Origin of the sequence: Ramlibacter henchirensis (assembly GCF_004682015.1) — a bacterium.
In the GTDB taxonomy this organism is placed as follows: domain Bacteria; phylum Pseudomonadota; class Gammaproteobacteria; order Burkholderiales; family Burkholderiaceae_C; genus Ramlibacter; species Ramlibacter henchirensis.
The window spans coordinates 314,682-338,557 of record NZ_SMLM01000001.1 but is presented as its reverse complement, the minus strand read 5'-3'; the positions used below and the strand labels follow the sequence as shown (position 1 = coordinate 338,557).

Below are 23,876 nucleotides of genomic sequence, written 5' to 3'. Positions count from 1 at the left end.
TCCCGCTTGCGGGAGAGGGAGCAACTCAAAGGACTCCCCATGAACATCGGTTTCATCGGCCTCGGCATCATGGGCGCGCCCATGGCCCGCCACCTCATCGACGCCGGGCACAGCCTCTTCGTGCACACACGCAGCAAGCTGGCGCCCGTCATCGCGGAAACCAAGGCCGTGCGTTGCGCGACCGCCGCCGACGTGGCGCGGCAGTCGGAGGTGGTCTTCACCATGGTGCCGGACACGCCCGACGTGGAAGCGGTGCTGTTCGGCCCGGACGGCATCGCGTCGGGGCTGCAAGCCGGCGCGAGCGGCGCGCGCAAGGTGGTGGTGGACATGAGCTCCATCTCGCCGATGGCCACCAAGGAGTTCGCGCGCAAGATCAACGCGCTGGGCGCCGACTACATCGACGCGCCCGTCTCCGGGGGCGAGGTCGGCGCGAAAGCGGGATCGCTCACCATCATGTGCGGCGGCGAACCTGCCGTGTTCGAGCGTGTGCGGCCGCTGCTCGAGAAGATGGGCAAGAACATCACGCTGGTCGGCGGCAACGGCGACGGGCAGACGACCAAGGTGGCCAACCAGATCATCGTGGCGCTGAACATTGCGGCCGTCGGCGAGGCGCTGGTGTTCGCGAGCAAGGCCGGTGCGGATCCGGCGAAAGTGCGGCAGGCGCTGATGGGCGGCTTCGCGGCGAGCCGGGTGCTCGAGGTGCACGGCGAACGCATGGTCAAGCGCACGTTCCAGCCGGGATTCCGCATCGCCCTGCACCAGAAGGACCTGGGTCTCGCCTTGCAGGGTGCGCGCGAACTCGGCATGTCGCTGCCGCAGACCGCCAGCGCCGCGCAGCTGATGCAGGCCTGTGCCGCCAACGGCATGGATGGCCTGGACCATTCGGCGCTGGTGCGGGCGCTGGAACTGATGGCCGCGCATTCGATCGGCCAGGACTGACGCTTGCGGCGACCCGCCGAGGGTCGTCTTCGAATCAGATGTTCGTCTGCTCCGGCGGCACCTCGCCGGGCGGCGGCATCGACGCGCTGCCCTCCCCTCGCGCGGGCGGCACGGCGCAGCCGAGCGCATAGCTCGTCATCGTGAGGCTGCCCATCGTTCCGCCTTCGGCGAACGGCGCCGCGGGCTGCCCCGCCGCGGCACACAGGCCGCACAAGTACGCGAGCGGCAGGAAGTGCTCGGCTGTCGGCACCGCCAGCGGGAAGTCGGGGTGCCGCTCGACGGAGGCGATGTCGCCGGGCCGTGTCGTCATGATCCCTCGCACTTCCGCGTCGAAGCGCTCGCCCCAGTCGTACGCCGAATCCTGCCGGTTCCAGTCGATGCGCCGCAGGTTGTGCACGACGTTGCCGCTGCGCACGACGAGCACGCCGCGCTCTCGCAGCGGCGCCAGCTTCGCACCTAGGTCCACGTGGTACTGGATGGATTCATCCGCATGGATGGACAGCTGCACCACCGGCACGTCCGCATCCGGGAAGACATGGGCCAGCACGGACCAGGTGCCGTGGTCCAGGCCCCAGCTGTCCTCGTCCAGCCCCACATAGGCCGGCTTGACGACCTCGGCCACCTCCTGCGCCACATCGGGCGCGCCCGGCGCGGGGTAGTCGAACTCGAAGAGCTCGCGCGGGAAACCGAAGAAGTCGTGGATGACGCGCGGCTGGCGCATGGCCGTGACGGCGCTGCCATGGATGAACCAGTGCGCCGACACCGCCAGGATGGCGCGCGGGCGCGGCAGGCTGCGTCCGAAGTCGCGCCAGGCCTGCGTGAACCGGTTGACCTGCAGCGTGTTCATCGGACTGCCGTGGCCGATGAAGGCGGCGGGCATCAACGTGCTGTCGGGCATGGCATCTCCGGGTCTAGATGCAGTCTAGACGCGCAGACGCATCCCGTGCTGCGCGCGCCAGGGAGAGATCAGCAGCGCGGCGTCACGCGGGCACGCCTTGCGGCGCAGCGGCGGCCGCCTCGACCGTTGTCGGCGCCGTCCGGCCCAGGGTGGACAGGCTGTCGCGCAGCCCCGCGGGAAGGCGCGCGTGCTCCGCGCCCGCGGGGTCGTCCGCCGCGCCGGCCTCCACCTCGCCCAGCCAGCGCTGCAGGCGCTCGACTTCGAACAGGATGTCTTCGTTGGCATCCCGCGAGGCCGGCGAGGCGGACTCCAGGCCCAGCTCGGCCCGCGAGCGGATCGCGGCCAGCGGACCCTGCGCGATGGCCGAAGCCATCGCGGCCAGCGCCGCCGACGTGGTGCATTCGAGCTGCCGCGAATGGAGCGCCGTGCTGATGCGCTGCGCCCTGCGCACCAGCCCGTACAGCATCGCGAACAGGACGGCGCCGCCGGCCAGGCTGCACAACCAGACCCACCGCAGCCGCTCGTTGATGGACTCCAGCAGCGCGCGCTGGTCCTTGTAGACCTCCACCACCCCCACGACCTTGCCCTTGATCCAGACGGGCAGGTAGTGCTCCACGAAGCCCTCCTCCTGCACGCCCAGCAGCATGTGTTCGGGCTTCCAGCGGACCTCGTGCGACGTTTCGAGTTTTCCGCGCAGGGCGGCCTCGAGTTCCGGGTTGTGCGCGAACGTCATTCCGATCAGCTTGGCATCGCTGGACCAGATGACGCGACCCTGGGCCGAGAAGACATTGGCGCGAAGCACGTGCGGCATCGTGGCGATGTGGTTGAAGAAGCCGGCCAGCCTCGTGTCCACGGCGTTCTCGCTGGTGAAGTAGCCCTCGGGGTGTTCGACCGCGGTGATGCTCTGGACGAACTCCATGCTGACCACGGCATCCCGCTGCACCATGTCGGCGACGAGAAGGCGCGAAAGCAGCAGCGCAGTGGCGACGCTCACGACAGCGGTCGCACCGAGGGCGAATGGCAGGAACCATCGCATCAGGTCGAAGGCTTTTCGCATATGCGCCCTTTCAGCGCCGCGGCACCGCCATCGCGGACCGGTCGGTCGCGCGCCACGCAGGCTCTAATGCCTCAGCTGTCGGCAGTTTGGCAGCACCGCGCCGCTTCGTGTTACCACGGAAACAAAGCGATACGTCTGCCCGGATGAGCAACCGCAGCAACGAGCTCTGCAGGGTCAGTTCGAAGAGCGCAGGATGGGCCGCTCGGGGACCCGCCGCAGCAGCGAGACCCGCACGTCGGATGCGGGCGAACCCTTCAGCACGGCGGCGACGTCGGCGCGCTCGTTCACCACCTCGACACGCGTGATCACGTTGAAGTCGTTGCGGTGGTAGCGCAGCGTTCCCACGTAGACGGCGGGCGCGCCTTCGGGGACTTCGAAATAGAAGCCGCCGGGAAACCAGATCCTCTCCTGCTGCATCACGTCGAGGTGCAGCACGCCGCCGTTGAGGTAGGTGCGCTGGCGCGGCACCTTCACCATGAAGGGGACGCCCCACTTCGCCTCCAGGCTGCGGCCGAATTGGGAAGCGTCCAGCTTCGTCGTGTCGATGGGCCGATGCTCCGCGCCCGTCGCGAGCCACACGCGCTCGAGGAAGCGCTTCTCGCCGATGGCGTTCCAGTGCGACCGCTGCTCGCGCGCATCGAGCGGCGGGACCAGTTCGACCTTGCCGATGACCACCACTTCGCCGGCGCCTGCCTGCAGGTCGGTGGCTTCGGGCAGCGCTTGCGGGATCGCGCAGGCTTGCAGCGTCAGCGCGGCGAAGGCGATCGCGAGGCGGCGGTTCATCGCAGCGTCGCCAGCTCGCGCCGGATGCGTTCGGCGATCACCGGCTCGTCCTGCGCGTCCTTGAGGATCTCCTCGAGCAGTTCGCGGCGCGACGGCGCCTTCACCGCGGGCACCGCCTCGAACTTGCCGGCCTCGAAGAAGCCGGTCTTGACATCCTTCAGGTCGTAGGAGCCCAGGTGGTAGACACCCGGCGCGCGGATGGTGACCGCGCCGACGTCGTCGCCCTGCTTGCCGAACGAATAGCGGTAGGTCGTGTTGCTGCACAGGATGCCCAGGCATCGCTGGCCCGATGCGGAGATCGTCTTGTGCGCGCCCTGCGGCAGTGCCATCGTCCAGTACAGGTAGCCGCCCTTGAACTCCTTGAGCGCGGCCGGGTAGTACGGCTCCGGCGTGTGCGGGCGGAACTGGTAGATGGAGACGTCATGCAGCCGGTTGGCTTCCACGTCCTTGATGTTCAACCAGCCGTAGCCCACGGACCGGTCCGTGAAGTCCTTGACCTGGGTGGTGGTGCCGCAGCCGGCCAGCACGCCGGCGGCCAGCAGCAACAGCAAACGTCTGCGCATCGTCTTCTCCTCCATTGTTCAGTTTCGGTTGAGGATAGCGCGGCGGTCCGAGGACGATCGTCACGTCCGGCGGGCGGGAAGCGCCGTTCGGCGGCCTTCGCTGGATATGGTCGGGCTGCAAGGAGCCCTGCCATCGCAAGCGCGCCCCAAACGAACCTCGATGCGCATAGTCCTAACGGGCCAGTGAACGTCCGCCGCAGGGTTGGCGCCGCTATCCTCATTGCTCGCCTTGCCGAGGTTTCGGAGCTTGAATCGCAGGGCGCTCCGCATGCAAGCTCGGGGAGGCCGCCGGTGAAGCTGAGTGTGATCCTGCCTTGTTTCAACGGGTCCGCGACGCTGACCGTCCAGCTGGAGGCGCTCACCCGCCAGGAATGGGCGGGTGGCTGGGAAGTCATCGCCGTCGACAACGGCTCCACCGACAACTCCGTCGAGATCGTCAAACGCTACGAGCACCGGCTGCCGGACCTGAAGATCGTGCAGGCCTACACGCCCGGAACGAAGCGTCTGGGCGTGCCCCACTCCTACAACACCGGCATCAAGGCGGCGAGCGGCGACGCGTTCGTGTTCTGCGAAGCGGACGACGAAGTGGCGGCGGGCTGGCTGCAGGCCATGGGCGAGGCGCTGGCCGAGCACCCGTTCGTCGTGGGCCGGCTCGAGCACCGCAAGCTGAATCCGGAATGGCTGCACCCGCCCTACGGTGACGGGTACCAGTACGCGGGTCTGTCCCGCGCCCGCACGCCGCCTTACCTCGAGTCGGCCAGCGCCGCTTCCTTCGGCCTGCGGCGTTCGCTCTACACGCAGCTCGGCCCGCTCAGCCTGGACTTTCCGATGGGCCACGACCAGGAGTACAGCTGGCGGGCGCAGGTCGCGGGCCATGCGCTGCACTTCGAACCCCGGGCGGTGGTGCACTACCGCGAGAAGACCCGGTGGCGGGACCGCTTCCGCCAGGGCCGCAACTGGGGCTGGGACTCGCACCGCATCGAGCAGCACTACGGCGCACCCACGCCCCGGTTCGCGTTGCCGCGCCAGGGGTTGCACATGGTGCGCCTGCTGCCGGCCGGGATCGCCGTCGCGCTCTGGGCGGCCACCGGCCGCACGGGCGGGCGCCGGCAACTGGCGGAATGGATCTTCAACTTCGGCTGGGCGGTGGGGAAGGCGCGCGCGCTGCTCGCCAGGCCCGCCCAGGCCAATCCGATCACCGCCCCTCGCGCGGCGGACGAACTGAACGGGCCGGCGACGGCCTCACATCCTGGAGGGAGATGACGATGAACCAGGCGCCCATGCGGTCCGCCTGCCGGCTCTGCGGAGCGGCACTCAAGCACACTTTCACCGATCTGGGCATGTCGCCGCCGTGCGAAGCCTATGTGCCGGCGGAGCGGCTCGCCTCGGCGGAGGCCTTCTATCCGCTGCACGTGTTCGTGTGCGAGGAGTGCCTGCTGGTCCAGCTGCCGGAGCACGTCAGCCCGCAGGAGATCTTCACCGAATACGCCTACTTCTCCTCGTACTCGGACAGCTGGCTCGCGCACGCCAAGGCCTACGCCGCGCGCATGGTCGACCGCTTCGAGCTCGGCCCTGACAAGCTCGTCGTCGAGCTGGCCAGCAACGACGGCTACCTGCTGCAGTACTTCCAGGGCATGGGCGTGCCGGTGCTGGGCGTCGAGCCGGCGGCCAACGTCGCGAAGGTGGCCGTGGGCAAGGGCATCCCGACGCGGGTGGAGTTCTTCGGCCAGGAATGCGCGGCGCGGATGGTGGACGAGGGCATCCGCGCCGACCTCATCGCGGCCAACAACGTGTTCGCGCACATCCCGGACGTGCGCAGCTTCACTGCGGGCATGAAGACGCTGCTCAAGCCAGGCGGCGTGATCACCATCGAGATCCCGCACCTGATGCGGCTGATGGAAGGCAACCAGTTCGACACCATCTACCACGAGCACTTCCAGTACTGGTCGTTCATCGCGGCGACCCGGATGCTTTCGGATTTCGGCCTCACGGTGTTCGACGTCGAGGAGCTTTCCACCCACGGCGGCTCCATGCGCATCTATGCCCGTCATGCCGAGGACACGGCCCGCCTCGTGGGCGAGCGCGTGCGCGAGCTCACCCGGCGCGAAGAGGAAGCGGGCTTCACCCGCCTGGAGACCTACTTCTCCTTCGACGAGAAGGTCAAGCGGACCAAGCAGAACATCCTGTCGTTCCTCATCGACGCAAAACGCGCCGGCAAGTCCATCGCGGGCTACGGCGCGCCGGGCAAGGGCAACACGCTGCTGAACTACTGCGGCATCCGCACCGACTTCCTCGACTACACGGTGGACCGCAACCCGTACAAGCACGGCAGGTTCCTGCCCGGCACGCGCATCCCGATCCACCCGCCGGAGAAGCTGCGCGAGACGCGGCCCGACTACGTCTTCATCCTGCCGTGGAACCTGAAGGAAGAGATCCGGCAGCAGCTGGCCTACGTGCGCGAATGGGGCGGGCAGCTGGTGGTGCCCATTCCCGACATCGAGGTGCTGAAGTGACCGATGCGCCGGCGCCCGGCGCCGCGATGCATGCGCTGGTGCGGGAGCTGTACCCGATCTGCCGCAGCATCACGGGCGACGGGCTCCGGCAGACGCTGGCCCGGCTGGGCGGCGACATCCCGCTGGTGCGGCACGAGGTGCCCACCGGCACGCGCGTGTTCGACTGGACAGTGCCGCGCGAGTGGAACATCCGCGACGCGTACGTGAAGAACCCGGCCGGCGAGCGCGTCATCGATTTCCGCCGCCACAACCTGCACGTGGTGAACTACAGCGTGCCGGTGCACCGCACGATGACGCTGGCCGAGCTGCGGCCGCACCTGCATTCGCTGCCCGACCGCCCCGAGCTGATCCCCTACCGCACCTCCTACTACAAGGAGAGCTGGGGCTTTTGCCTGCCGCACCGCCAGCTGGAGCAGCTGCCCGACACCGGGTACGAGGTCTGCATCGATTCCACGCTGGAAGACGGCCACCTCACCTACGGCGAATGCCTGGTCGAGGGCCGCACGCAGGAAGAGGTGCTGATCTCCTGCCACGCCTGCCATCCCTCGCTGGCCGACGACAACCTGTCGGGCCTGGCGGTCGCCACCTTCCTCGCGCAGCACCTGGCGAAGCAGCCGCGGCGCTATTCCTATCGCTTCGTCTTCGTTCCGGGCACGATCGGCGCGATCACCTGGTTGAGCCGCAACGAGGAGCTCACGCGCAACATCCGGCACGGGCTGGTGCTCACCTGCATCGGCGACCGCGCGAGCTTCACCTACAAGCGCAGCCGCCGGGGCAACGCGGCGATCGACCGCGCGGTGGAGCATGTCCTCTCGCACGCGGATCCCGGCCACAAGGTGGTTCCGTTCTCGCCCTACGGCTATGACGAGCGCCAGTACTGCTCGCCCGGATTCAACCTGCCGGTCGGCTGCCTGATGCGCAGCCATCATGGGCAGTTCCCGCAGTACCACACCTCGGCGGACAACCTGGACTTCGTCACGCCGCAAGCGCTGGCCGGAGCGTTCGACACGCTGCTGTCGGTCTTCGACGTGCTGGAACACGACGGGCACTACCTCAACCTGAAGCCGCGCTGTGAGCCGCAGCTCGGTCAGCGAGGGCTGTACGGCGCAACCGGCGGCAGCGGTCCGAAGCAGGTCGAGATGGCGATGCTGTGGGTGCTGAACTTCTCCGACGGCGAGGCCAGCCTGCTGGACATCGCCCAGCGTTCGGGCATGCCCTTCGCCGTCGTGCGCGAAGCCGCCGCGCTGCTGGAGCGCCACGACCTGCTGGCGCGCGCTACATGAATGCACTTGAAGGACAGATCGCGGTCGTGACCGGAGCGAGCCGCGGCATCGGCGAGGCCATCGCCCTGGCGCTGGCCGAACGCGGCGCAACCCTGTGCCTGGTCGGGCGCAACCGCGACAGCCTGCAGGCCGTCTTAGCGGCGACGCGAACGCCGCAGCGGCAACACCGCTGCTACGCGAGCGACCTGGCCATCGACGACCAGGTCGACGAGCTGGCCGCCGTCCTAGAGCGCGACCTTCCCGCGGTCCACATCCTGGTCCACGCCGCGGGCGCTCTCGAATGGGGACCGTTCGAGAACTCGCCGGCCCATGAGTTCGACAGCCAGTACCGGACCAACGTGCGCGCGCCTTACGTGCTCACGCAGCGGCTGCTGCCGCGGCTGAAGGCCGCGCAGGGCCAGGTCGTGTTCGTGAACTCGAGCGCCGGCCTCTCGGCCCGCGCGAACGTCGCCCAGTACGCCGCGACCAAGCACGCACTCAAGGCGGTGGCCGACAGCTTGCGCGAAGAGGTCAATGCCGACGGCGTCCGGGTGATGAGCCTGTTCGTCGGCCGCACCGCCACCCGCATGCAGGCGCAGCTGCATGCGGTCGAGGGCAAGGCCTACGACCCGGCGTCCTTGATCCAGCCCGAGGACGTGGCGGCCCTGGCCGTCCACGCGCTCTCGCTGCCGCGCACGGTGGAAGTCACCGAGATCGCCTTGCGGCCGCTGCGCAAGCCGGCGTGATCCTGCTGCCGCTGGGCGGAAACCGGCCACGGCTCCACCTGCACCAGCTCACGCAGCACCTGCAGCCGCACGGGCGCCGCGGGGTCATCGGGAAACTTGCGGGCGAAGAACGCCGGCGTGCTGCGCAGCCGCTCGACATCCTCCGGCGTGAAGTCATTGACGTGCGCCTCGTCGTAGCGCTGCACGAGGTGGTTCATCGGCCCCTTGCGCTCGACCAGCTGCATCAGCAGCGTGGCCATCAGGAACTCGTCGGCGATGCGCAGCCGGCTGAAGTACTCCTGGATGCCCGGGTCGTCGAACCGCGCCAGCAGGGCCCGCACGATGTCGCGCTTCGCGCCGAACCAGGACGAGCCGTAATAGGGGCGCAACGACGGGCCGAACGGATGGCCGCCGATCCAGGAATGCGAGAACGCGCCCACCGCCGCACGCGCGATCCACGGCATGACACCGGGGCCCGCACCGCTGCGCAGCCAGATGCCCGCCTCGTCGCGGCGGCCCGGCGTCTCGCCGAAATAGTGGCGCGACAGCCGCCTGAGCGCCCGGTGCCGCAACGTGCCTTCCGGCGTGAACGCCCGGTAGCCGACGGACATCAGCGCATCGCGGTCGGCCAGCAGGTCGATGCAGTCGAAGTGCGCCTGCGCCTCACCGGCCACATGCCGCTCGAACTCGCACATCGGCTTGACCGGCAGGCAGGTGGGGCTGAGCGTCTGCAGGTAGTCGAATTCGAAGTGCTCCAGCGCATGCCGCACCGAGTGGAAGACGGCCTCGGTGAAACCCCACACCGCCCAGCCGGTGCGCCGAGGCTCAGGAACGAACTGCGCGTTGGGAGCCGCCAGCGGGAAGTGCGGCGTCTGCGAGAAGTCGTGGTGGACCAGCACCTGGTGCGGCGCGAGCGACCGCGCGAGCTGCGTCACGGTCTCCGGCCGGCTGACCGCCGACATGACGATGAAGAGGATCTTCGGTCCGTCGCTACCCATGGCTCACGCACCCGTGCCCAGCACGAGCTTGCGGCAGTGGAAAGCCTCGGCACGTTTTTCCGGGGCGGCGCATTCCACCCCGCGCAGGCGCAGCAGCGCCTCGAACGTATCCTCGGTCAGCCACGCCTTGTGCGACTCGCTGCGGAACACCTCGCAGATCAGGCCGGCCTTGCGCGAGCAGATCGCGCGCGGCAGCGGCACGAAACAGTTGGGCGCGCCCAGGTCGCCGTCGTACTTGGGAATCTCGTATTCGAGGATCATGTGCCGCCGCCAGGTGTTCCACGTCAGGTCGCTGACGGTGCGATGGTCCTGGTGCCGGTCTTCGCGATAGTGGGTGAAGATGAGGTCGGGGTCGACCTCGGCCTTGAGCCCTTCGAGGAACTCCTTGATCTCGGCGCCCTGCCAGGGGAAGTAGCCGTCGCGGAACTTGCGCACCACCACGCGGCGCCCGGCGGCCTTCTCGAGGAAGTGCGACGCGCCGGCCTCAGCCTCGCGCTCCCGCTCTCCCGCGCCGCTGAACACCACCCACGTCACGTGGACGTTGGGCCGCGTCGAGAGAAGCTGGAGGATGGTGCCGCCGCAGCCGATCTCGATGTCGTCGGCATGCGCCCCAAGGCACAGCACGTTGAGCGGGGCGTCCGGGTCCTTCGGCAGGATCAACGGGAGCACGTAGCCTCCGGCGAGCGTTTCCACATCTCCCAGGGCGCGGCGCCGCCGGCCTGCAGCCGCTCGAGCTGCTGCTTGTCCTTGAACGTGTCCATGCACGCCCAGAAGCCGTCGTAGCGGTAGCCGATCAGCTGCTGCTCCTTCGCCAGGCGATGGAACGGCTGCTCGACGAGTTCCTCGCCGTCGCCGATGTACTCGAAGATCTCCTTGCGGAAGACGAAGTAGCCGCCGTTGACGCGAATGTCGCCGTCATTGATCGGATGGATGTCCGACACGAGGCTGCTGCCCGGTTGCGTGGAGACGACGTGGTAACTCAGGTTGGGCTTCACGCACAGGAAGCTGGCGACCCTGCCCTGGCGCCGGAAGTCGTCGATCTGCTGCGGCAGCGGCAGGTCCGACAGGCCGTCGCTGTAATTGGCGAGGAATTCCTCCTCACCCTCGACGTACTTGCGCACGGCGCGCAGGCGCTGCCCGATGTTCGAATTGATGCCGGTGTCGGCGAAGGTGATGCGCCAATCCTGGATGTCGCTGTGCAGGAGCTCCAGGTTCTTGCCGCCGTTGGACAGGACGAAGTCGTTCGACAGCGACTCCTGATACTGCAGGAAATAGTTCTTGATGACGTCGGCGCGGTGCCCGAGGCACAGGATGAAGTCCTTGTGCCCGAAGTGTGCGTAGTACTTCATCACGTGCCAGAGCAACGGCCGCGACCCGATGTGCACCATCGGTTTGGGCAAATTTTCCGCGTCGCGCATCCGCAGGCCCTGGCCCCCGCAAAACAGAACGACCTTCATTACTGCATGCCTCCCCGCATTCGTGAACTGCTGCCACCTGGCACGCGATCAACGAGTTCATTTTGCGTCGGAGTGCGCCGCTTTGGGGCTCAGGTCCGGATTTGCGATGTGGGGAGCGCGCGGGCCCGGAAGGCAGCCTCAACAGTCGGCGAGCCCGCGCGAGTCAAGGCGGGGCGCGGGCTTGCCGCCGTTGAGGAGCCTCATCGCCGTGCGCGGCCCTTCGAGCCGGTAGCCCGAAAGAGCCGGTTGCTCAGCGGTTGGCGGCCTGCGGCACTGCCGAGTCGGACGGCGGTCGAGCCACCCGCGTCGCGGCCAGTGCGCCGATGCTGCGCCCCATCGACAGGCCCACCTCGGTGGACGTGCGGTAGTGGATGCCTTCCCACACGCGGGCGTTCGCTACTTCCTGCATGAACGCATCCACCGTGGACCAGCGCCGCGTCGCAAAGTTGGCGGTCGGACTGTTCGTCGCGAGTTCCGGCATGCGCCCCGTGCCGACCTCCGCTTTCAGCAGCTCACCCAACGCGCCCGCCAGGATGCTGTGCGCACTGGGGTATTCCGGGTGCCCCGGGTTATCGATCAGCGGCGCCCAGCCCGCGTCGATCTCGGTCGCGGGGTTGTCGTCGCGGTCGCCGTTGCGGATGGCCGTGACCGGACGCCAGAAGCCGTAGTGGTACTTGGCATCCATCACCGAGATCAATGCATCGTCCATCGCCTGGCTCGCGGCAGCGAAGAGCCGCGCGTTCTGCTCGATGCTCCGGCCCGGTGACAGCGCGACGGAGCGCACGACGGCGTGATAGATCGGCGGCAGCGAAAACTCCCAGAAGCGTGCCGCTTCGGTCTGCTCGGCGGTGCGCTGCTGGCTCGCCTTCGCGCCGACCGCCTTGACCTCGTTGTAGTCGCGAGCCCATTGCGAGCTGTTCAGGGCGGGCGGCGGGCCGGGGCGAAACTGCGCCGCATCGGCCAGCACCCAGGGCTTGCGCTGCGGCCAGTGCGGCGCAGCCACGGCCGTCGTCGGCACGAACGCACCCGGCGCGGCATGCGGCCGGTAGCGATCAGCCGCTGCCGCGCCATCGTTCGCGCGCCAGGCCAGCACGCGTGCCGCGGCTTGTTCCCCGGCCGCGATGCCGGCGGTGGTGGCGGGGCTGTCGCCCAGCTTCGCGATCGCAGCCTGGTAGGCCGTGGTGATCGCCGCCTCCTGCTGCGGCAGCAGCTTGGCCAGGGTCGCGCGGTTGGCCGCGGCGACGGCGGCCGCGCCTGCGACGGCCGCGCTCTCGCCGCGCTGCTGCTGTGCGTCCGCGACCGCTTCGTGCACGGCGGTCTGCACGATCGCCATCAGCCGGTTCGCGGGCGGCGTGCCCATCTTCGCCTGCACGACCAGGTCGCCGGCCACGGTGTTCCAGTCGGTGACCGCGTCGGCGCGCACCTGGGCTGCCATGGCCGCCAGGCAGGCCGCCGCGATCCACGGAAGTTGAGTCGGGTTCTTCATGGCTCCTCCTTGCTTACCGGCGGGTGATGACGATCTCGAGGTAGTCGCTCGGGATCACGAGCGTGCCGTTGCGCGCGCGGTTGAACTGGTTCATGAGCGCCGCCAGGTCCTCGGCCAGCGCGTGCTGGCGGTCGGCGTCGAGCGCGGCGAAAGCCTTCAGGACCGGACCGTAGTAGCCGCGGAAGACCTCGAGCTTGTGCTCGGGCGAGCGATAGCGGAACATGAACTGGCGCTTCTCGATCGCGATGTGCGATGCCTGCGTCTCGAACAGCTCGGCGATGAGGCCGCGCGTTCCCCACAACGCCGGCGAGCTGACGCCGGCCGGCGGCGGCACATGCCTGCCGACCGTCTTGAACAGCTGGCCGATGTAGCCGTCCGGCGTCCAGTTCGCCATCGCGATGCGGCCGCCGGGCTTGCACACGCGCATCATCTCTGCGGCGACACGCGCCGGGTTGGGCGCGAACATGCACCCGAACGTCGACACCACGGCATCGAAGCTCGCGTCGTCGAACGGCAGCGCTTCCACGTCGGCCTCCTGGAAGTCGATGCCGTGCAGGCGCTCGGCCGCGGCGCGCTCGCGGCCGCGCTCGAGCAGCGCGGGCACGTAATCGGTCGAGGTCACCTCGCACCAGCGGCGCGCGGCGGCCAGCGTCGCGTTGCCGTTGCCGGCGGCGACGTCCAGCACGCGCTCGCCGGCGCACAGGTCGGCCGCCTCGCAGAGCGTCTCGCCGACGATTTGCAAGGTAGTGCCGACCACGGCATAGTCCCCCGAGGCCCAGGCAGCCTTCTGCCGGCCCTTGATGGCGGCGAAGTCGGGCCCGGCGGCGGCTTGCGGACGGACGGCGGTGGCGGACAGTGCGTTCATGAGCGTTGCTCCAGTGAGTGGTTGAGGAGGCCCCGCGCCGCGGGGGACGGCTCCTGCGGCCGTCGACGAAGACTGTCTGCCGGTGAAGTGGAAACCAGCGTGGTGGGCGGCGTGGAAATTCGCGTGGAAGCACGAACGCAGATGCCAACGGACCAGCCTGCCGATGCCGGGCTGGTGCTGCGCCTGCTCGGCCCATTGACGTTGAGCCGCGCGGGCGCCCCGGTGCCGCTGCCGCCTTCGCGCAAGGTGCGCGCGCTGCTGGCTTACCTCGCACTGGCCGGTCACTCCACGACGCGCAGCCACCTGTGCGAACTGCTGTGGGATTTGCCGAGCGATCCTCGCGGCGAACTGAGGTGGTGCCTGAGCAAGCTGCGCACGGTGTTGGACGGGCCGGGCCGGCCGCGCGTGCTCGCCGATGGGGACGGCGTCGCACTCGACCTATCCGGTTGCCGTGTGGACGCGCTGGAAGTCCGCGCCGCTTTGCAGCAGGGTGTCGGGGCGCTGCCGGCAAGCCGGCTGGAGGGGCTGGCCGCGTTGTTCGGGGACAGCGAATTCCTGGAAGGCCTGGACCTGCCGCGCAGCCCCGCGTTCGAGGGCTGGCTGCTCGCCGAACGCCGGCGCTTTCGCGCCGCGCACGCGGCGGTGCTGGAGCACTGGCTGAGCGCGCTGCCGCCCGACAGTGAAGAGACCTTGCCGGCGCTGGAGCGCTGGCTGGCGATCGCGCCGTTCGATCGCCGTGCGCACGAGAAGCTGCTGGAGGCGCTGGCCTCGCGAGGCCGTCTGCGCGAAGGCGAGGAACACCTGGCCGCGACCGCGCGGCAGTACGAGGCCGAGGGCCAGGACTGGGCGCCGATCGGCCGCGCCTGGCGGGCCGCCAAGTCGCGCCATGCGGGTGGATCGGGCTCGACGGTCATCGTCACCAGCGGCGCCGCACTGCAGCCGGTGATGCCGCAGCCCAACCCTGCCGTGGCCCGGCGCGCGTCGCTCGCCGTCATGCCGTTCACGGACCGCACACCGGGCGTGGCCCTGCGCGGCGGTCTGGGCGACGGAATGGCGCACGACGTGATCACGCGGCTTGCCAAGCTGCGCAGCATGTTCGTGATCGCCGAGGGCACGATGTTCGCGCTGGCCGAGCGGCGGGTCGACTCGCACGACGCGGCGCGCCGCCTCGACGTCGACTACGTGGCCAGCGGCTCGCTGCGGCGCGAGCCCGGCGGCCGGCTGTCCGTGTCGGTGCAGCTGGTCGGGACGCGCAGCGCGCAGGTGGTCTGGGCCGAGGAGTTCTCGGCGCCGCTGGACGACACCTTCGGCGTGCTCGACGAGATCGGCAACCGGATCGTCACGTCCATCGCCCACCACATCGAAGTCGCCGAACGCAACCGCGCCGTGCTCAAGAACCCGAATTCGCTCGACGCCTGGGAAGCGCACCACCGCGGCCTGTGGCACATGTTCCGCTTCGACCGCGAGGACAACGAACAGGCGCGGCACTTCTTCCAGACCGCCGTGCGCCTGGACCCCACCTTCGCGCGGCCGCATGCCGGGCTGTCGTTCACGCATTTCCAGGACGCCTTCCTGGGCTGGCGCGAACGCGGCCCCGCCATCGAACAGGCATATCGCGCCGCGGCGGACGGGCTGATGGCGGACGAGCACGATCCCGCGTCGCACTGGGCGCTGGGCCGTGCGATGTGGTTGAAGGACCGGCAGGACGACGCGCTGCGCGAGCTGCGCGAAGCCATCGAGCTGAGCCCGAATTTCGCGCTGGGCCATTACACGCTCGCGTTCGTGCACATGCAGTCGGGCGACGCGCAGGCCGCGATCGACGAGGCGGATCACGCGCGCGCACTGAGTCCGCTGGACCCCCTGCTCTTCGGCATGCTGGCCTCGCGCGCGATCGCGCTGCTGCGGCTGGGCCGGTATGACGAGGCGGCGGAGTGGGGCGCGAGGTCCGCCGCGCGGCCCAATGCGCACGTGCACATCCGCGCGATCGCGATGTTCTGCCTGGCCCTGGCGGGACGAACGCGCGAGGCGGGCGAATACGCGGCGGCGATCCAGCGGGCGCAGCCCGGTTACGGCGTCGAGGACTTCCTGACGGCGTTCAAGATGAGCGCCGACGGCGAAGGCCTGGTGCGCAAGGCGGCGAAGATCGTCCAGGCGTGAGGTGATCCAACGCAGGAGGAGAAGAAGTGCAGATCAACATCCGGATTGGCGCCGGCGCGGTGCTGGCCGCGGCGGTCCTGTGGTGGGCCTGGCCGGCCATGAAGACGCATTTCGCGCCCGGCAGGCAGGTCACCACGGAGGCGGCTTCCAGCCGCGAGCCCGTGGTCATTCCCACGCACGGCGGCATCCTGGTGATCGCGCGCATCAAGGGCTACGAGACCTTCACCCGCAGCGACGCCGAGCCGGTGAAGCTTTTCAGCCTGATCCCGATCCCGCTGGGAACCACGGTTTCCGAAGTGCGAACCGCGGCGCTGTACCAGTACCAGATCAAGCTGGCCGAGAAGTGGCCGATCGACTGCACGCCGGCAAGGTGCATCGTGCGAACCGGCCCGGTGGAGCTGGCGACGCCGGTCGCGATCTATCCGGAAGAGACGAGCCGCAAGACGCAGAGCGGCTGGGGCCGCTTCGACAAGGCGGACAACCTCAAGGCCCTGGAGAAGGAACTCGGAACGCTGCTGGAGCGGCGCGGCAACGATCCCCGCAACCGCGACGTGGGCCTGCGCGACGGGCGCGAGACGGTGCGCGAGTTCGTCGCCACCTGGCTGAAGAAGGAAACCGGCCGCTCGCGGGACATCCTGGTGCTCTTTCCCGGCGAAGCGCAGTCGGCGGGCGCTGCTGCCGCGGGGACGTGAGAGGCGGAACGCGATGGAGATCGAACCGTGCGGGAGCAGGCCCTGACGTCAGCTGTTGGCTGCCTTGATCATCAGCCGCGAGAGGCGGGCGAAATGCGCCATCGCCCGCTGCGTGAGTTCGACCTGCTTTCGCCTTGCATCGTCGGTGTCGGCGAGATCGATCCAGCCCTTGGAACGCATCGACTTCAAACGGGCGTGGATGGTGGCGGGCGCGCCGAATTCGGACTTGGCCAGCATGTCGCGCACCGACAGGCGCTCGCCCTCGCTTCCGGCCCGCGCGATCCACACCAGGATGCGCTCCTCCAGCGGATCCAGGGGCGGCAGCGAGGGCAGGCCGCGGATCGCTTCCGAGAGCTGCAGGAATCTCAGGTAGACGTCCGCGCCGCGAGAAGACTTGGTCAATCAGGTTCTCCGGTGCTCAGCGCAATATCCTAGCGCGGACACCATGGCGTCGCTGAACCTTCGTGCCCGGTTTTTGCAGGTGCTTGCCACGATGGCGCTGTTCCTGGCGATGCTCTGGATCAATGAATGGCTGTTCCGCTGGCTCGAGTTCGCGCCGGGCATCAACTGGGTGTACCTGCCGGCCGGCGTGCGGCTGCTGTGCACGCTGCTGTTCGCGGAGGCCGGCGCCATCGGGCTGCTGCTGGTGTCGTGGTACGCCAGCTTCGCCTACTTCTTCCCGGACGACCCCGAGCGCGCCTTCATGGGCGGCATCCTCGCGGCCGTGGCGCCGTACGCCGTCTACCGCGGCGCGCACCGGTTCTACGGCTTCGAGGGCTCGCTGCGGAACCTGACGCCGCGCAGGTTGCTGGTGCTCGCCGTGGCCTGTTCGATCGCCAGCCCCCTGCTCCACCACGTCTGGTTCGCCTGGCGCGGCCAGACCGACCTGGTGCGCGGCTTCGTCGCCATGTTCATCGGCGACCTGGCCGGGACGCTGATCGTCCTCTACGGCGTGAAAGGCCTGCTGGCCCTGGCGCCGCGCTCGGCCCGCTAGGCGCGGCAAGCTCAGCGTTGACAGCGCCGCGGCGCCCGCGCTACGCTCATACCGTTATGCTTTTCAGAACGAACGAGCGTTCGGCGATCCCGGTGCGGCGCTACGGCCGCGTGCCGCCGCGGCCCGGCGAGGCGCCGAAGGAGGAGCGCAACCTCCCGGCCATGATCTTCCTGCTGACCTGCACGGCGTCGGTGGCCGGGTTCCTGTACGCCGTGTGGTGACGCGCCGCGCGCACGCGCCCGCCAACTACTTCTGGTCCGCCAGTCCGCCCAGCGCGAACACCGAGTTCGGGATGCGGCTGGCCAGGCCCGCCGCGGAGTCGCGCATCCAGGCGAGCTTGGAAGGGTCGGGCTGGAGAAGGTCCTCGCCCGGTTCGGCGGAATGATCCTTGGAGTGGGCCGAGCCCGCCTGCGGCGGGTTCATCAGCCATTGGCGAAGGGACGCTTGCGAACTGCTATTGCTCATCGGCGCAAGTGTCCCTTGCCGCGGGCCCGATCGCTGTAATGACCCGTAGAGCAGTCGAGCACTGTTGACGGCAGCCCCGGCACCTGCGTAAGGCCGGCCGGCGCGCCGCCGCCGTTCAACCGGCCACGTACGGTGTCTCGGGCACCGGCGTGTGGAAGCTGGCGTTGAGGATGTTCCATGCGCGGATCGCCCCGGCCGAGAAGGTCAGCTCGGCGATGTCGGCGTCGCTGAAGTGGCGCCGCACGGCTTCGAAGTCGGCGTCGCTCGGCGTCCGGTGCGGTATCGCATTCACGGCTTCCGCCCAGTTGAGGGCGGCGCGTTCGCTCTCGCTGAAGAAGCGCGGCGCCTCGCGCCAGCCGGCGAGCGCATTGACGTGCCGCGGGTCCATGCCGCGCTTGACCAGGTCGGCCCAGTGCATGTCGATGCAGAACGCGCAGCCGTTGATCTGGCTGATGCGCAGGTTGACCATTTCCTTCAGGCGCTTGTCCAGCGCGCCGGCGGCGACGAACGAGAGCTGGGCCAGCGCCCGGGCGGACTTGGGCGCGAGGGCGTGGTAATCGAGACGGGGTTCGGACATCGAAGGCTCCTTGTGTGATGACGTGGGAATTCGCGCTTCCCACCTGCAAGACGGAGTCCCTCGTCTGCCTGTGACAGGCCGCCGCCTAGACGCGGATGTTCGCGAGCTTGTCCGGGTTGCGCACCACGAAGATCGACACGATGCGCGAGCCGTCGGTCACCAGCGCCTGCGCCGACTCGAGCCGCCCATCCATGTAGCGCAGCAGGCCCGGTTCGCCGTTGATGGTGGCGATGCGGTAGTGCAGGCGGTCACCGTACTTCAGCGCGTGCGCCCAATACAGATTCGTGACGCGCTCGGCGCCCTGGAAGCCGTGCAGGACCGAGGGGACCTTGCCGCCGCCGTCGCCGATGGCCTGCGCGTTCTCGTCCAGCAGGGCCCGGATCGCGGCGCGGTCGCCGGTCTGCGCCGCGCGCACGAACTTTTCCAGCAGGCGCAGGTGCGCCTCGGCCGGGACGCGAAACCTCGGACGCTCGGCGCGCACGCGCTCCGTCGCGCGATGCACGGACTGCCTCACGGCGGCTTCGCTCTTGTCCAGGATGCGGGCGATCTCGACGTAGTCGTAGTCGAAGACCTGCCGCAGCAGGAAGGCGGCGCGCTCCTCGGGCGCGAGGCGCTCGAGCATGTGCAGGAAAGCGACGGACAGGTCGCTGGCGAGCTCGGCGGCCGTCTCCGGCGTGCGCTCCTCCACCTCGACCAGCGGCTCGGGCAACCACCAGCCGACGTACGCCTCGCGCTCGGCCTTGGCCGCCCGCAGGCGGTCGATCGCCAGGCGGGTCGCCACCGTGACTAGCCAGGCTTCGGCGGATTGCAGGCCGTCGTGGTCGGCGCCCCGCCAGCGCAGCCACGCCTCCTGCACCACGTCTTCCGCGTCCGCGCGCACGCCCAGCATCCGGTAGGCGATGCCGAAGAGGCGCGGGCGGAGCGTTTCGAAAGTGGTGAGCGGGGCGGTGTCGGCTTGCATTTGTGGGTTCCTGCGCGGGAGTTCCCTGCTAGACGCCGCGCGCATGAGGCCTGTGACAGCTTGGCCGAATTCTGCTTCGCGCCTCCTCGCCAACTGCTACATTGCTCATCAGGAGGCAAATGGGATGTTCGAAGCTCGGAAGAGTGCGGCGTGCGCGCTCGCCGCAGGCGTGGCACTGGCGGGCTTCGCAACGGCCGCGGGAGCCCAGGATTCGGGGACGCTGGCGCCCGAGCAGTTGTTCGAGCGCCTCGCGCCCAGCGTCTGGACCGTCGAGACGTTCGACGCGCGCAACAACAGGGTGGCCGGCGGAAGCGCCGTGGTGATCGGCGCCGGCAGCCTGGTCACCAACTGCCATGTGCTGGTGAAGGCCTCCCGCTTCTCGGTGACGCGCGAGAACATCAGCTATGGCGCCACGCTGGAGCATCGCGATCCGGAACGCGACCTGTGCCTGCTCAACGTGAAGAACTTCAGCGCGCCCGCGGTGACGATCGCGGGAGTCGACGGGATGAAGGTCGGCGCCCGTGTCTACGCCATCGGCAGCCCGCGAGGCCTGGAACAGACGATCAGCGACGGGCTGCTGTCCGGCATCCGGCGCAGCGACAGCGGCGACTTCACCGCCCTGCAGATCACGGTGCCGATTTCCCCCGGCTCCAGCGGCGGCGGGCTCTTCGATGGCCAGGGCCGGCTGATCGGCATCACGACATTCGGGCTGCGCGAGTCGCAGAACCTCAACTTCGCGCTGCCGGCGACCTGGATCGCCGAGGTCGCCAGGCGCGCACAGGCGGCATCGGCTGCGTCGTTGCCCGGAGCGCCGTCGCCAACCGCCGCTGCCCCGGCACGCGGCGGACTCTCCGTCGGCCGCACCTTCGAATACCGCCTCACGGATCGCCTCACGAAGACCAGCCGGACCGTCAGCTACCGCATCGACCGCGTCGACGGCGAGCGGGTGATCTTCAACCAGGGCGCCCTGGTGCACAACATCCGGGGCGAGGTGATGGAGATCCAGTCGGCGGTCGGCGGCGAGGCCGACGCGTCCATGCCGCCCGGCGGCTGGGTGCCCCCCGCAACCGAGGTCGGCGCCACCTGGAAGGTCAGGTACCGCAACCAGCTGACCACTCCTGCCATCGGCATGGAATTGAGCGCGAATGCTGCAGGCAATGACGAGCTTGAGGTGGCCGGACGACGCCTGCGGACGCTTCGGGTGGACTTCAAGGGATACACCACCCGGCACTTCGACAACCCCTGTGGCGGGCCGTATCAGGCCACCGCCTGGTACGCCCCGGAACTGGGCCGCGTGGTGCGATTCCACGCCCGGACGCAGGGATGCACGATGGCCTCGAGGTTCGTGGTCGACGAAATCCTGGAGCTGGTGTCGATCTACTGAAGCCCGGCGCGCACCTTCTTGGGGCTGATGGGCTAAGGGCAGGCCCCTAGTACTCTTGGCTTGAATTCCTAGCACGGCTGTTTATATTGGACAGCCGAGCCAGCGTTGGAGGAGGGCCACGCGATGTTCACCCGCTTCAGGACCTATGCGGTCTTCAAGACCAAGCTTGAGCCCCAGCCTGCGCGGCCCCATGGCGGACATGGCGCCGCCAGCGTCATTCCGTACATGCGCGCCGACGAAGATTCCCGCATCTCGGGCGCGGACGACACCGAACCCTGGTCGGTGTTCGGCCCGGTGGAAGAACTGAAGGCGCCGGATATCCCGACCTGAACAGCGGGCGCGCCAGGCGCCCGCATCCGGCCGCCGCGAGCGGCCTTCTTCATTGCACGAACACTGTCGGGTTCAGTCAGAGACCCGTCAGGGAACTCCCTCGTGCCACCCGCGTTTTCGATGCTGCGTAATGGTTGGTCCCACCACCTAAAGAAGGGTCTTCCCATGCGCAAAGCCTCCACCCTCACCGCTCTCGGCAGCCTGGCGCTGCTGGCCGCCTGCACGACGCCGTCGTCTTCTGGACCGTCAGCCTCCGCAGGCTCCGGCACGGGCCCCATGAGTTTCTTCATCACCAGTGTGGGGACAGGCAGGGGCGGCGACCTCGGCGGCTTGGCCGGCGCGGATGCGCACTGCCAGAAGCTGGCTGCCGCGGCGGGTGCCGGCAGTCGCACGTGGCGGGCCTACCTGAGCACGCCGCCGACGATGCCTTCCGGCACGACCCCGGGGGTCGCGACCGTGAACGCGCGCGACCGGATCGGCAAAGGCCCCTGGCACAACGCAAAGGGCGTGCTGATCGCCCGCGACGTGAACCACCTGCACAGCGGCGCCAACCTCACCAAGGAAACGGCATTGGACGAACGCGGTGGTCCCGTGCCCGGCCGCACCGAGAAGCCGAACGAGCACGACATCCTCACCGGCTCGCGCGACGACGGCACCGCGTTCGCACCGCAGACCGACACCACCTGCAAGGCCTGGACGCACAGCGGCGCGGACGGCTCCGCGATCGTCGGCCACCACGACCGGGCCGGTCCGACGCAGGACGTCTGGGCGCGGTCCTGGAACTTCTCGCACCAGTCGGCCGGCTGCAGCCAGGAAGCGCTGGTGCGCACCGGCGGGGCCGGGCGCTTCTACTGCTTCGCGGCCAATTGACGCGGCGCTAACGGCCGTACACCGCGGTCGTCTTCGCTTCGCCGATCTTGGCGAAGTGGATCAGGAAGCCGATGTAGGCGGCCGATGCGTCCGCGGGCGCATCGAGCTTGTCCACGTTCAGGGCGTACAGCGTGAACACATAGCGGTGGTTGCCGTGTCCCGGCGGCGGCGCGGCGCCGCCGTACTCGCGGCTGCCGAAGTCGGTGCGGCCCTGCTTCGCGCCGGGAGGCAGCTGGTCGCCCGCGGCGCTGCCCGCACCGCGCTTCAGTTCGGTCGCGGACGCCGGGATGTCGTAGACGACCCAGTGCCACCAGCCCGAGCCGGTCGGCGCGTCCGGGTCATAGCACGTCAGCGCAAAGCTCTTCGTGCCGGCGGGCGCGCCTTCCCACGTGAGCGCGGGCGAGACGTTGTCCCCGCCTGCGCCCATGACGCTGTGCACGTGCGCGCGCGGCAGCGTGGCGTTGTCGGCGAAGTCGGGACTGCGAAGCTTCAAGTTCGAGGTCATGGGGCATCTCCTGCCAGAGGTGCGGGACGCCGGCGTCGCGCTCAGCGCCCCTGGAAACGCGGCCGCCTTTTTTCCTGCTGCGCCGCCATGCCTTCAGCATAGTCCCGCGTCGACTCGAGCGGGCGGCGTTGAGCTTTGATCCGCCTCGACGGTTTGCGCGAGTGCTGCGGGTGCCATCCGGCGCCTAGCCTGGACCCGGACGAGCCCGTCATCAGGGATTCCACTCCCCCACGGCAGCCTCCCGGCTGGGGTACTATTTCGAAACGGTGTTCTGTCGCACAGAACACCGTCACCCCACCCGGCCGTTGTTTCTCCCAACCCGCAACCACAAGGAGTCATGCATGAAATGGTGCAAGCCTGAATTCGAGGATTTCCGCTTCGGCTTCGAGATCACGATGTACATCTCGGCTCGCTGAACGCGGGCTCCCGCGGCACCGGTTCGCCGGTGCCGCTTTTCTTTTTTTCTTCTCCCGCATGAAAGTACTGGTGCTCGGCTCCGGAGCCGGCGGCGGGTTCCCGCAGTGGAACTGCAATTGCCGCATGTGCGCGGGCCAGCGCTCGGGGCGCATTCGGGCGCAGGCCCGCACCCAGAGCTCCATCGCCGTCTCGCGCGATGGCGAGGACTGGATCCTCCTGAACGCCTCCCCCGACCTCGGTGCGCAGCTGCGTGCCGCCCCGGCGCTGCATCCGCGCAGCGGCCTGCGCCACACGCCGATCCGCGCGGTCGTGCTGATGGATTCCCAGGTCGACCACGCCGTCGGCCTGCTCAGCCTGCGCGAGGGTCCGCGCCTGCAATTGCATTGCGCGCCCGCGGTGTACGAAGACCTCAGCAGCGGTCTGCCGCTGCTGAAGGTGCTGGAAAGCTATTGCGGCGTGAGCTGGCATCCGATGCCGCTGACGCCGGAAGGCGGCGGATGGCGGGAGGTCGCCGGCCTGCGCCTGCAGCCGGTGTCCGTGCCCGGCAAGGCGCCGCCCTATTCCCCGCGCCGGAAGTCGGAGACCCTCGGCAACAACGCGGCCCTGGTGATCGAGGACCCCACCACCGGCGGCCGTCTGTTCTACGCGCCGGGACTGGCACAGGTGGGCGCGGCCGAGCGGCGCTGGCTGGATGAAAGCGACTGCGTGATGGTCGATGGCACCTTCTGGACCGAGGACGAGATGGTCGCCGCGGGCCTGGGCAGCAAGTACGCCGCCGACATGGGCCACCTGCCCCAGTGCGACGGCCCGCGCGGGCCCGGCATGCTGCGCGTACTGCAGGCCAGCCGCGCGCGCCGCAGGATCCTCATCCACATCAACAACAGCAACCCGATCCTGGACGATGACGGCCCCGAGCGCGCGCAGCTCGCTCGCCTGGGCATCGAAGTCGCCTTCGACGGGATGCAACTGGACCTCTGA

General features: G+C 69.0%; 27 protein-coding genes. 14 read left to right on the top strand and 13 right to left on the bottom strand.

The window, feature by feature from the left end:
• Positions 1-39 precede the first annotated feature (39 nt).
• Positions 40-939 carry a 2-hydroxy-3-oxopropionate reductase gene (locus EZ313_RS01700; RefSeq protein ID WP_135261494.1) on the top strand — a complete coding sequence of 300 codons (900 nt, stop codon included), beginning with the start codon at positions 40-42 and terminating at the stop codon, positions 937-939.
• A 34-nt stretch (positions 940-973) separates the two neighbouring features.
• On the opposite strand, the gene ygiD is transcribed toward EZ313_RS01700, so the two are convergent.
• The 4 genes from ygiD to EZ313_RS01680 form a co-directional block, all read right to left on the bottom strand.
• Positions 974-1,837, bottom strand: coding sequence for a 4,5-DOPA-extradiol-dioxygenase (gene ygiD, locus EZ313_RS01695; RefSeq protein WP_135261493.1), 864 nt, complete (start codon positions 1,835-1,837; stop codon positions 974-976).
• Positions 1,838-1,919: 82 nt separating this feature from the next.
• Complete coding sequence (locus EZ313_RS01690) at positions 1,920-2,894, bottom strand: hypothetical protein (RefSeq protein WP_135261492.1); 975 nt, start codon at positions 2,892-2,894, stop codon at positions 1,920-1,922.
• A gap of 174 nt (positions 2,895-3,068) precedes the next feature.
• Positions 3,069-3,677, bottom strand: a complete 609-nt coding sequence (locus EZ313_RS01685) for a hypothetical protein (protein WP_135261491.1) — start codon at positions 3,675-3,677, stop codon at positions 3,069-3,071.
• Positions 3,674-4,240 (bottom strand): hypothetical protein, encoded by a 567-nt coding sequence (locus tag EZ313_RS01680; RefSeq protein ID WP_135261490.1) that lies wholly within the window; start codon positions 4,238-4,240, stop codon positions 3,674-3,676. Before EZ313_RS01680 ends, EZ313_RS01685 begins: the two co-directional genes overlap by 4 nt.
• Before the next feature lie 291 nt (positions 4,241-4,531).
• On the opposite strand from EZ313_RS01680, the gene EZ313_RS01675 reads away from it, so the two are divergent.
• Genes EZ313_RS01675 through EZ313_RS01660 form a run of 4 tightly spaced genes read left to right on the top strand, consistent with a single transcriptional unit; the run spans position 4,532 to position 8,761 of the window.
• Positions 4,532-5,503 (top strand): glycosyltransferase family 2 protein, encoded by a 972-nt coding sequence (locus EZ313_RS01675; RefSeq protein WP_167772458.1) that lies wholly within the window; start codon positions 4,532-4,534, stop codon positions 5,501-5,503.
• Between the two features lie 2 nt (positions 5,504-5,505).
• Positions 5,506-6,753 (top strand): class I SAM-dependent methyltransferase, encoded by a 1,248-nt coding sequence (locus tag EZ313_RS01670; RefSeq protein WP_205960310.1) that lies wholly within the window; start codon positions 5,506-5,508, stop codon positions 6,751-6,753.
• Positions 6,750-8,036 carry a DUF4910 domain-containing protein gene (locus EZ313_RS01665; protein ID WP_205960309.1) on the top strand — a complete coding sequence of 429 codons (1,287 nt, stop codon included), beginning with the start codon at positions 6,750-6,752 and terminating at the stop codon, positions 8,034-8,036. Before EZ313_RS01670 ends, EZ313_RS01665 begins: the two co-directional genes overlap by 4 nt.
• Positions 8,033-8,761 carry an SDR family oxidoreductase gene (locus tag EZ313_RS01660; protein WP_135261487.1) on the top strand — a complete coding sequence of 243 codons (729 nt, stop codon included), beginning with the start codon at positions 8,033-8,035 and terminating at the stop codon, positions 8,759-8,761. The genes EZ313_RS01665 and EZ313_RS01660 overlap by 4 nt, the downstream gene beginning before the upstream one ends.
• Positions 8,762-9,741: 980 nt before the next feature.
• Here EZ313_RS01660 and EZ313_RS01655 read toward each other — a convergent pair.
• From EZ313_RS01655 to EZ313_RS01640, 4 genes are all read right to left on the bottom strand, one after another.
• Complete coding sequence (locus tag EZ313_RS01655; protein ID WP_135261486.1) at positions 9,742-10,407, bottom strand: PIG-L deacetylase family protein; 666 nt, start codon at positions 10,405-10,407, stop codon at positions 9,742-9,744.
• Entirely contained in the window at positions 10,395-11,195 is an 801-nt protein-coding gene (locus EZ313_RS01650) for a glycosyltransferase family protein (protein WP_135261485.1), read from the bottom strand. Before EZ313_RS01650 ends, EZ313_RS01655 begins: the two co-directional genes overlap by 13 nt.
• Before the next feature lie 250 nt (positions 11,196-11,445).
• On the bottom strand, positions 11,446-12,681 hold the full coding sequence (locus EZ313_RS01645) for a vanadium-dependent haloperoxidase (protein ID WP_135261484.1): 1,236 nt from the start codon (positions 12,679-12,681) through the stop codon (positions 11,446-11,448).
• A gap of 13 nt (positions 12,682-12,694) precedes the next feature.
• A complete protein-coding gene (locus EZ313_RS01640) occupies positions 12,695-13,546 on the bottom strand; it encodes a class I SAM-dependent methyltransferase (RefSeq protein ID WP_135261483.1) in 852 nt (283 codons plus the stop codon).
• 141 nt (positions 13,547-13,687) lie between these two features.
• Here EZ313_RS01640 and EZ313_RS01635 point away from each other — a divergent pair, with 141 nt between their 5' ends.
• Both EZ313_RS01635 and EZ313_RS01630 read left to right on the top strand, forming a co-directional pair.
• On the top strand, positions 13,688-15,703 hold the full coding sequence (locus EZ313_RS01635) for a transcriptional regulator (protein WP_135261482.1): 2,016 nt from the start codon (positions 13,688-13,690) through the stop codon (positions 15,701-15,703).
• Positions 15,704-15,729: 26 nt separating this feature from the next.
• Positions 15,730-16,395, top strand: a complete 666-nt coding sequence (locus tag EZ313_RS01630) for a hypothetical protein (RefSeq protein WP_135261481.1) — start codon at positions 15,730-15,732, stop codon at positions 16,393-16,395.
• A 48-nt stretch (positions 16,396-16,443) separates the two neighbouring features.
• Here the strand turns inward: EZ313_RS01630 and EZ313_RS01625 are convergent, their stop codons facing one another.
• Positions 16,444-16,797, bottom strand: a complete 354-nt coding sequence (locus EZ313_RS01625) for a winged helix-turn-helix domain-containing protein (RefSeq protein WP_135261480.1) — start codon at positions 16,795-16,797, stop codon at positions 16,444-16,446.
• Between the two features lie 43 nt (positions 16,798-16,840).
• Here EZ313_RS01625 and EZ313_RS01620 point away from each other — a divergent pair, with 43 nt between their 5' ends.
• Both EZ313_RS01620 and EZ313_RS23140 read left to right on the top strand, forming a co-directional pair.
• Entirely contained in the window at positions 16,841-17,389 is a 549-nt protein-coding gene (locus EZ313_RS01620) for a hypothetical protein (RefSeq protein ID WP_135261479.1), read from the top strand.
• Between the two features lie 56 nt (positions 17,390-17,445).
• Positions 17,446-17,610: a hypothetical protein gene (locus EZ313_RS23140; protein ID WP_167772457.1), complete on the top strand. Its 165-nt coding sequence runs from the start codon at positions 17,446-17,448 to the stop codon at positions 17,608-17,610.
• Positions 17,611-17,635: 25 nt separating this feature from the next.
• Here EZ313_RS23140 and EZ313_RS01615 read toward each other — a convergent pair whose 3' ends face one another.
• The 3 genes from EZ313_RS01615 to EZ313_RS01605 all read right to left on the bottom strand — a co-directional run bounded on the left by EZ313_RS01615 (position 17,636) and on the right by EZ313_RS01605 (position 19,392).
• Positions 17,636-17,854, bottom strand: coding sequence for a hypothetical protein (locus tag EZ313_RS01615; protein WP_135261478.1), 219 nt, complete (start codon positions 17,852-17,854; stop codon positions 17,636-17,638).
• Between the two features lie 115 nt (positions 17,855-17,969).
• Positions 17,970-18,431, bottom strand: coding sequence for a carboxymuconolactone decarboxylase family protein (locus tag EZ313_RS01610; RefSeq protein ID WP_135261477.1), 462 nt, complete (start codon positions 18,429-18,431; stop codon positions 17,970-17,972).
• Positions 18,432-18,516: 85 nt separating this feature from the next.
• The gene (locus EZ313_RS01605; protein WP_135261476.1) at positions 18,517-19,392 is read right to left on the bottom strand and encodes an RNA polymerase sigma-70 factor; all 876 of its coding nucleotides are present in this window, start codon (positions 19,390-19,392) and stop codon (positions 18,517-18,519) included.
• Positions 19,393-19,516: 124 nt separating this feature from the next.
• On the opposite strand from EZ313_RS01605, the gene EZ313_RS01600 reads away from it, so the two are divergent.
• The 3 genes from EZ313_RS01600 to EZ313_RS01590 all read left to right on the top strand — a co-directional run bounded on the left by EZ313_RS01600 (position 19,517) and on the right by EZ313_RS01590 (position 21,976).
• Entirely contained in the window at positions 19,517-20,776 is a 1,260-nt protein-coding gene (locus EZ313_RS01600) for a S1C family serine protease (RefSeq protein WP_135261475.1), read from the top strand.
• A gap of 123 nt (positions 20,777-20,899) precedes the next feature.
• Positions 20,900-21,106, top strand: a complete 207-nt coding sequence (locus EZ313_RS01595) for a hypothetical protein (protein ID WP_135261474.1) — start codon at positions 20,900-20,902, stop codon at positions 21,104-21,106.
• Positions 21,107-21,271: 165 nt separating this feature from the next.
• Positions 21,272-21,976: a hypothetical protein gene (locus EZ313_RS01590; protein WP_135261473.1), complete on the top strand. Its 705-nt coding sequence runs from the start codon at positions 21,272-21,274 to the stop codon at positions 21,974-21,976.
• 7 nt (positions 21,977-21,983) lie between these two features.
• Here the strand turns inward: EZ313_RS01590 and EZ313_RS01585 are convergent, their stop codons facing one another.
• Entirely contained in the window at positions 21,984-22,481 is a 498-nt protein-coding gene (locus EZ313_RS01585) for a YbhB/YbcL family Raf kinase inhibitor-like protein (RefSeq protein ID WP_135261472.1), read from the bottom strand.
• Between the two features lie 341 nt (positions 22,482-22,822).
• Here EZ313_RS01585 and pqqA point away from each other — a divergent pair, with 341 nt between their 5' ends.
• Positions 22,823-22,897, top strand: a complete 75-nt coding sequence (gene pqqA, locus EZ313_RS23775; protein WP_135263524.1) for a pyrroloquinoline quinone precursor peptide PqqA — start codon at positions 22,823-22,825, stop codon at positions 22,895-22,897.
• A gap of 58 nt (positions 22,898-22,955) precedes the next feature.
• Complete coding sequence (gene pqqB, locus EZ313_RS01575; protein ID WP_135261471.1) at positions 22,956-23,876, top strand: pyrroloquinoline quinone biosynthesis protein PqqB; 921 nt, start codon at positions 22,956-22,958, stop codon at positions 23,874-23,876.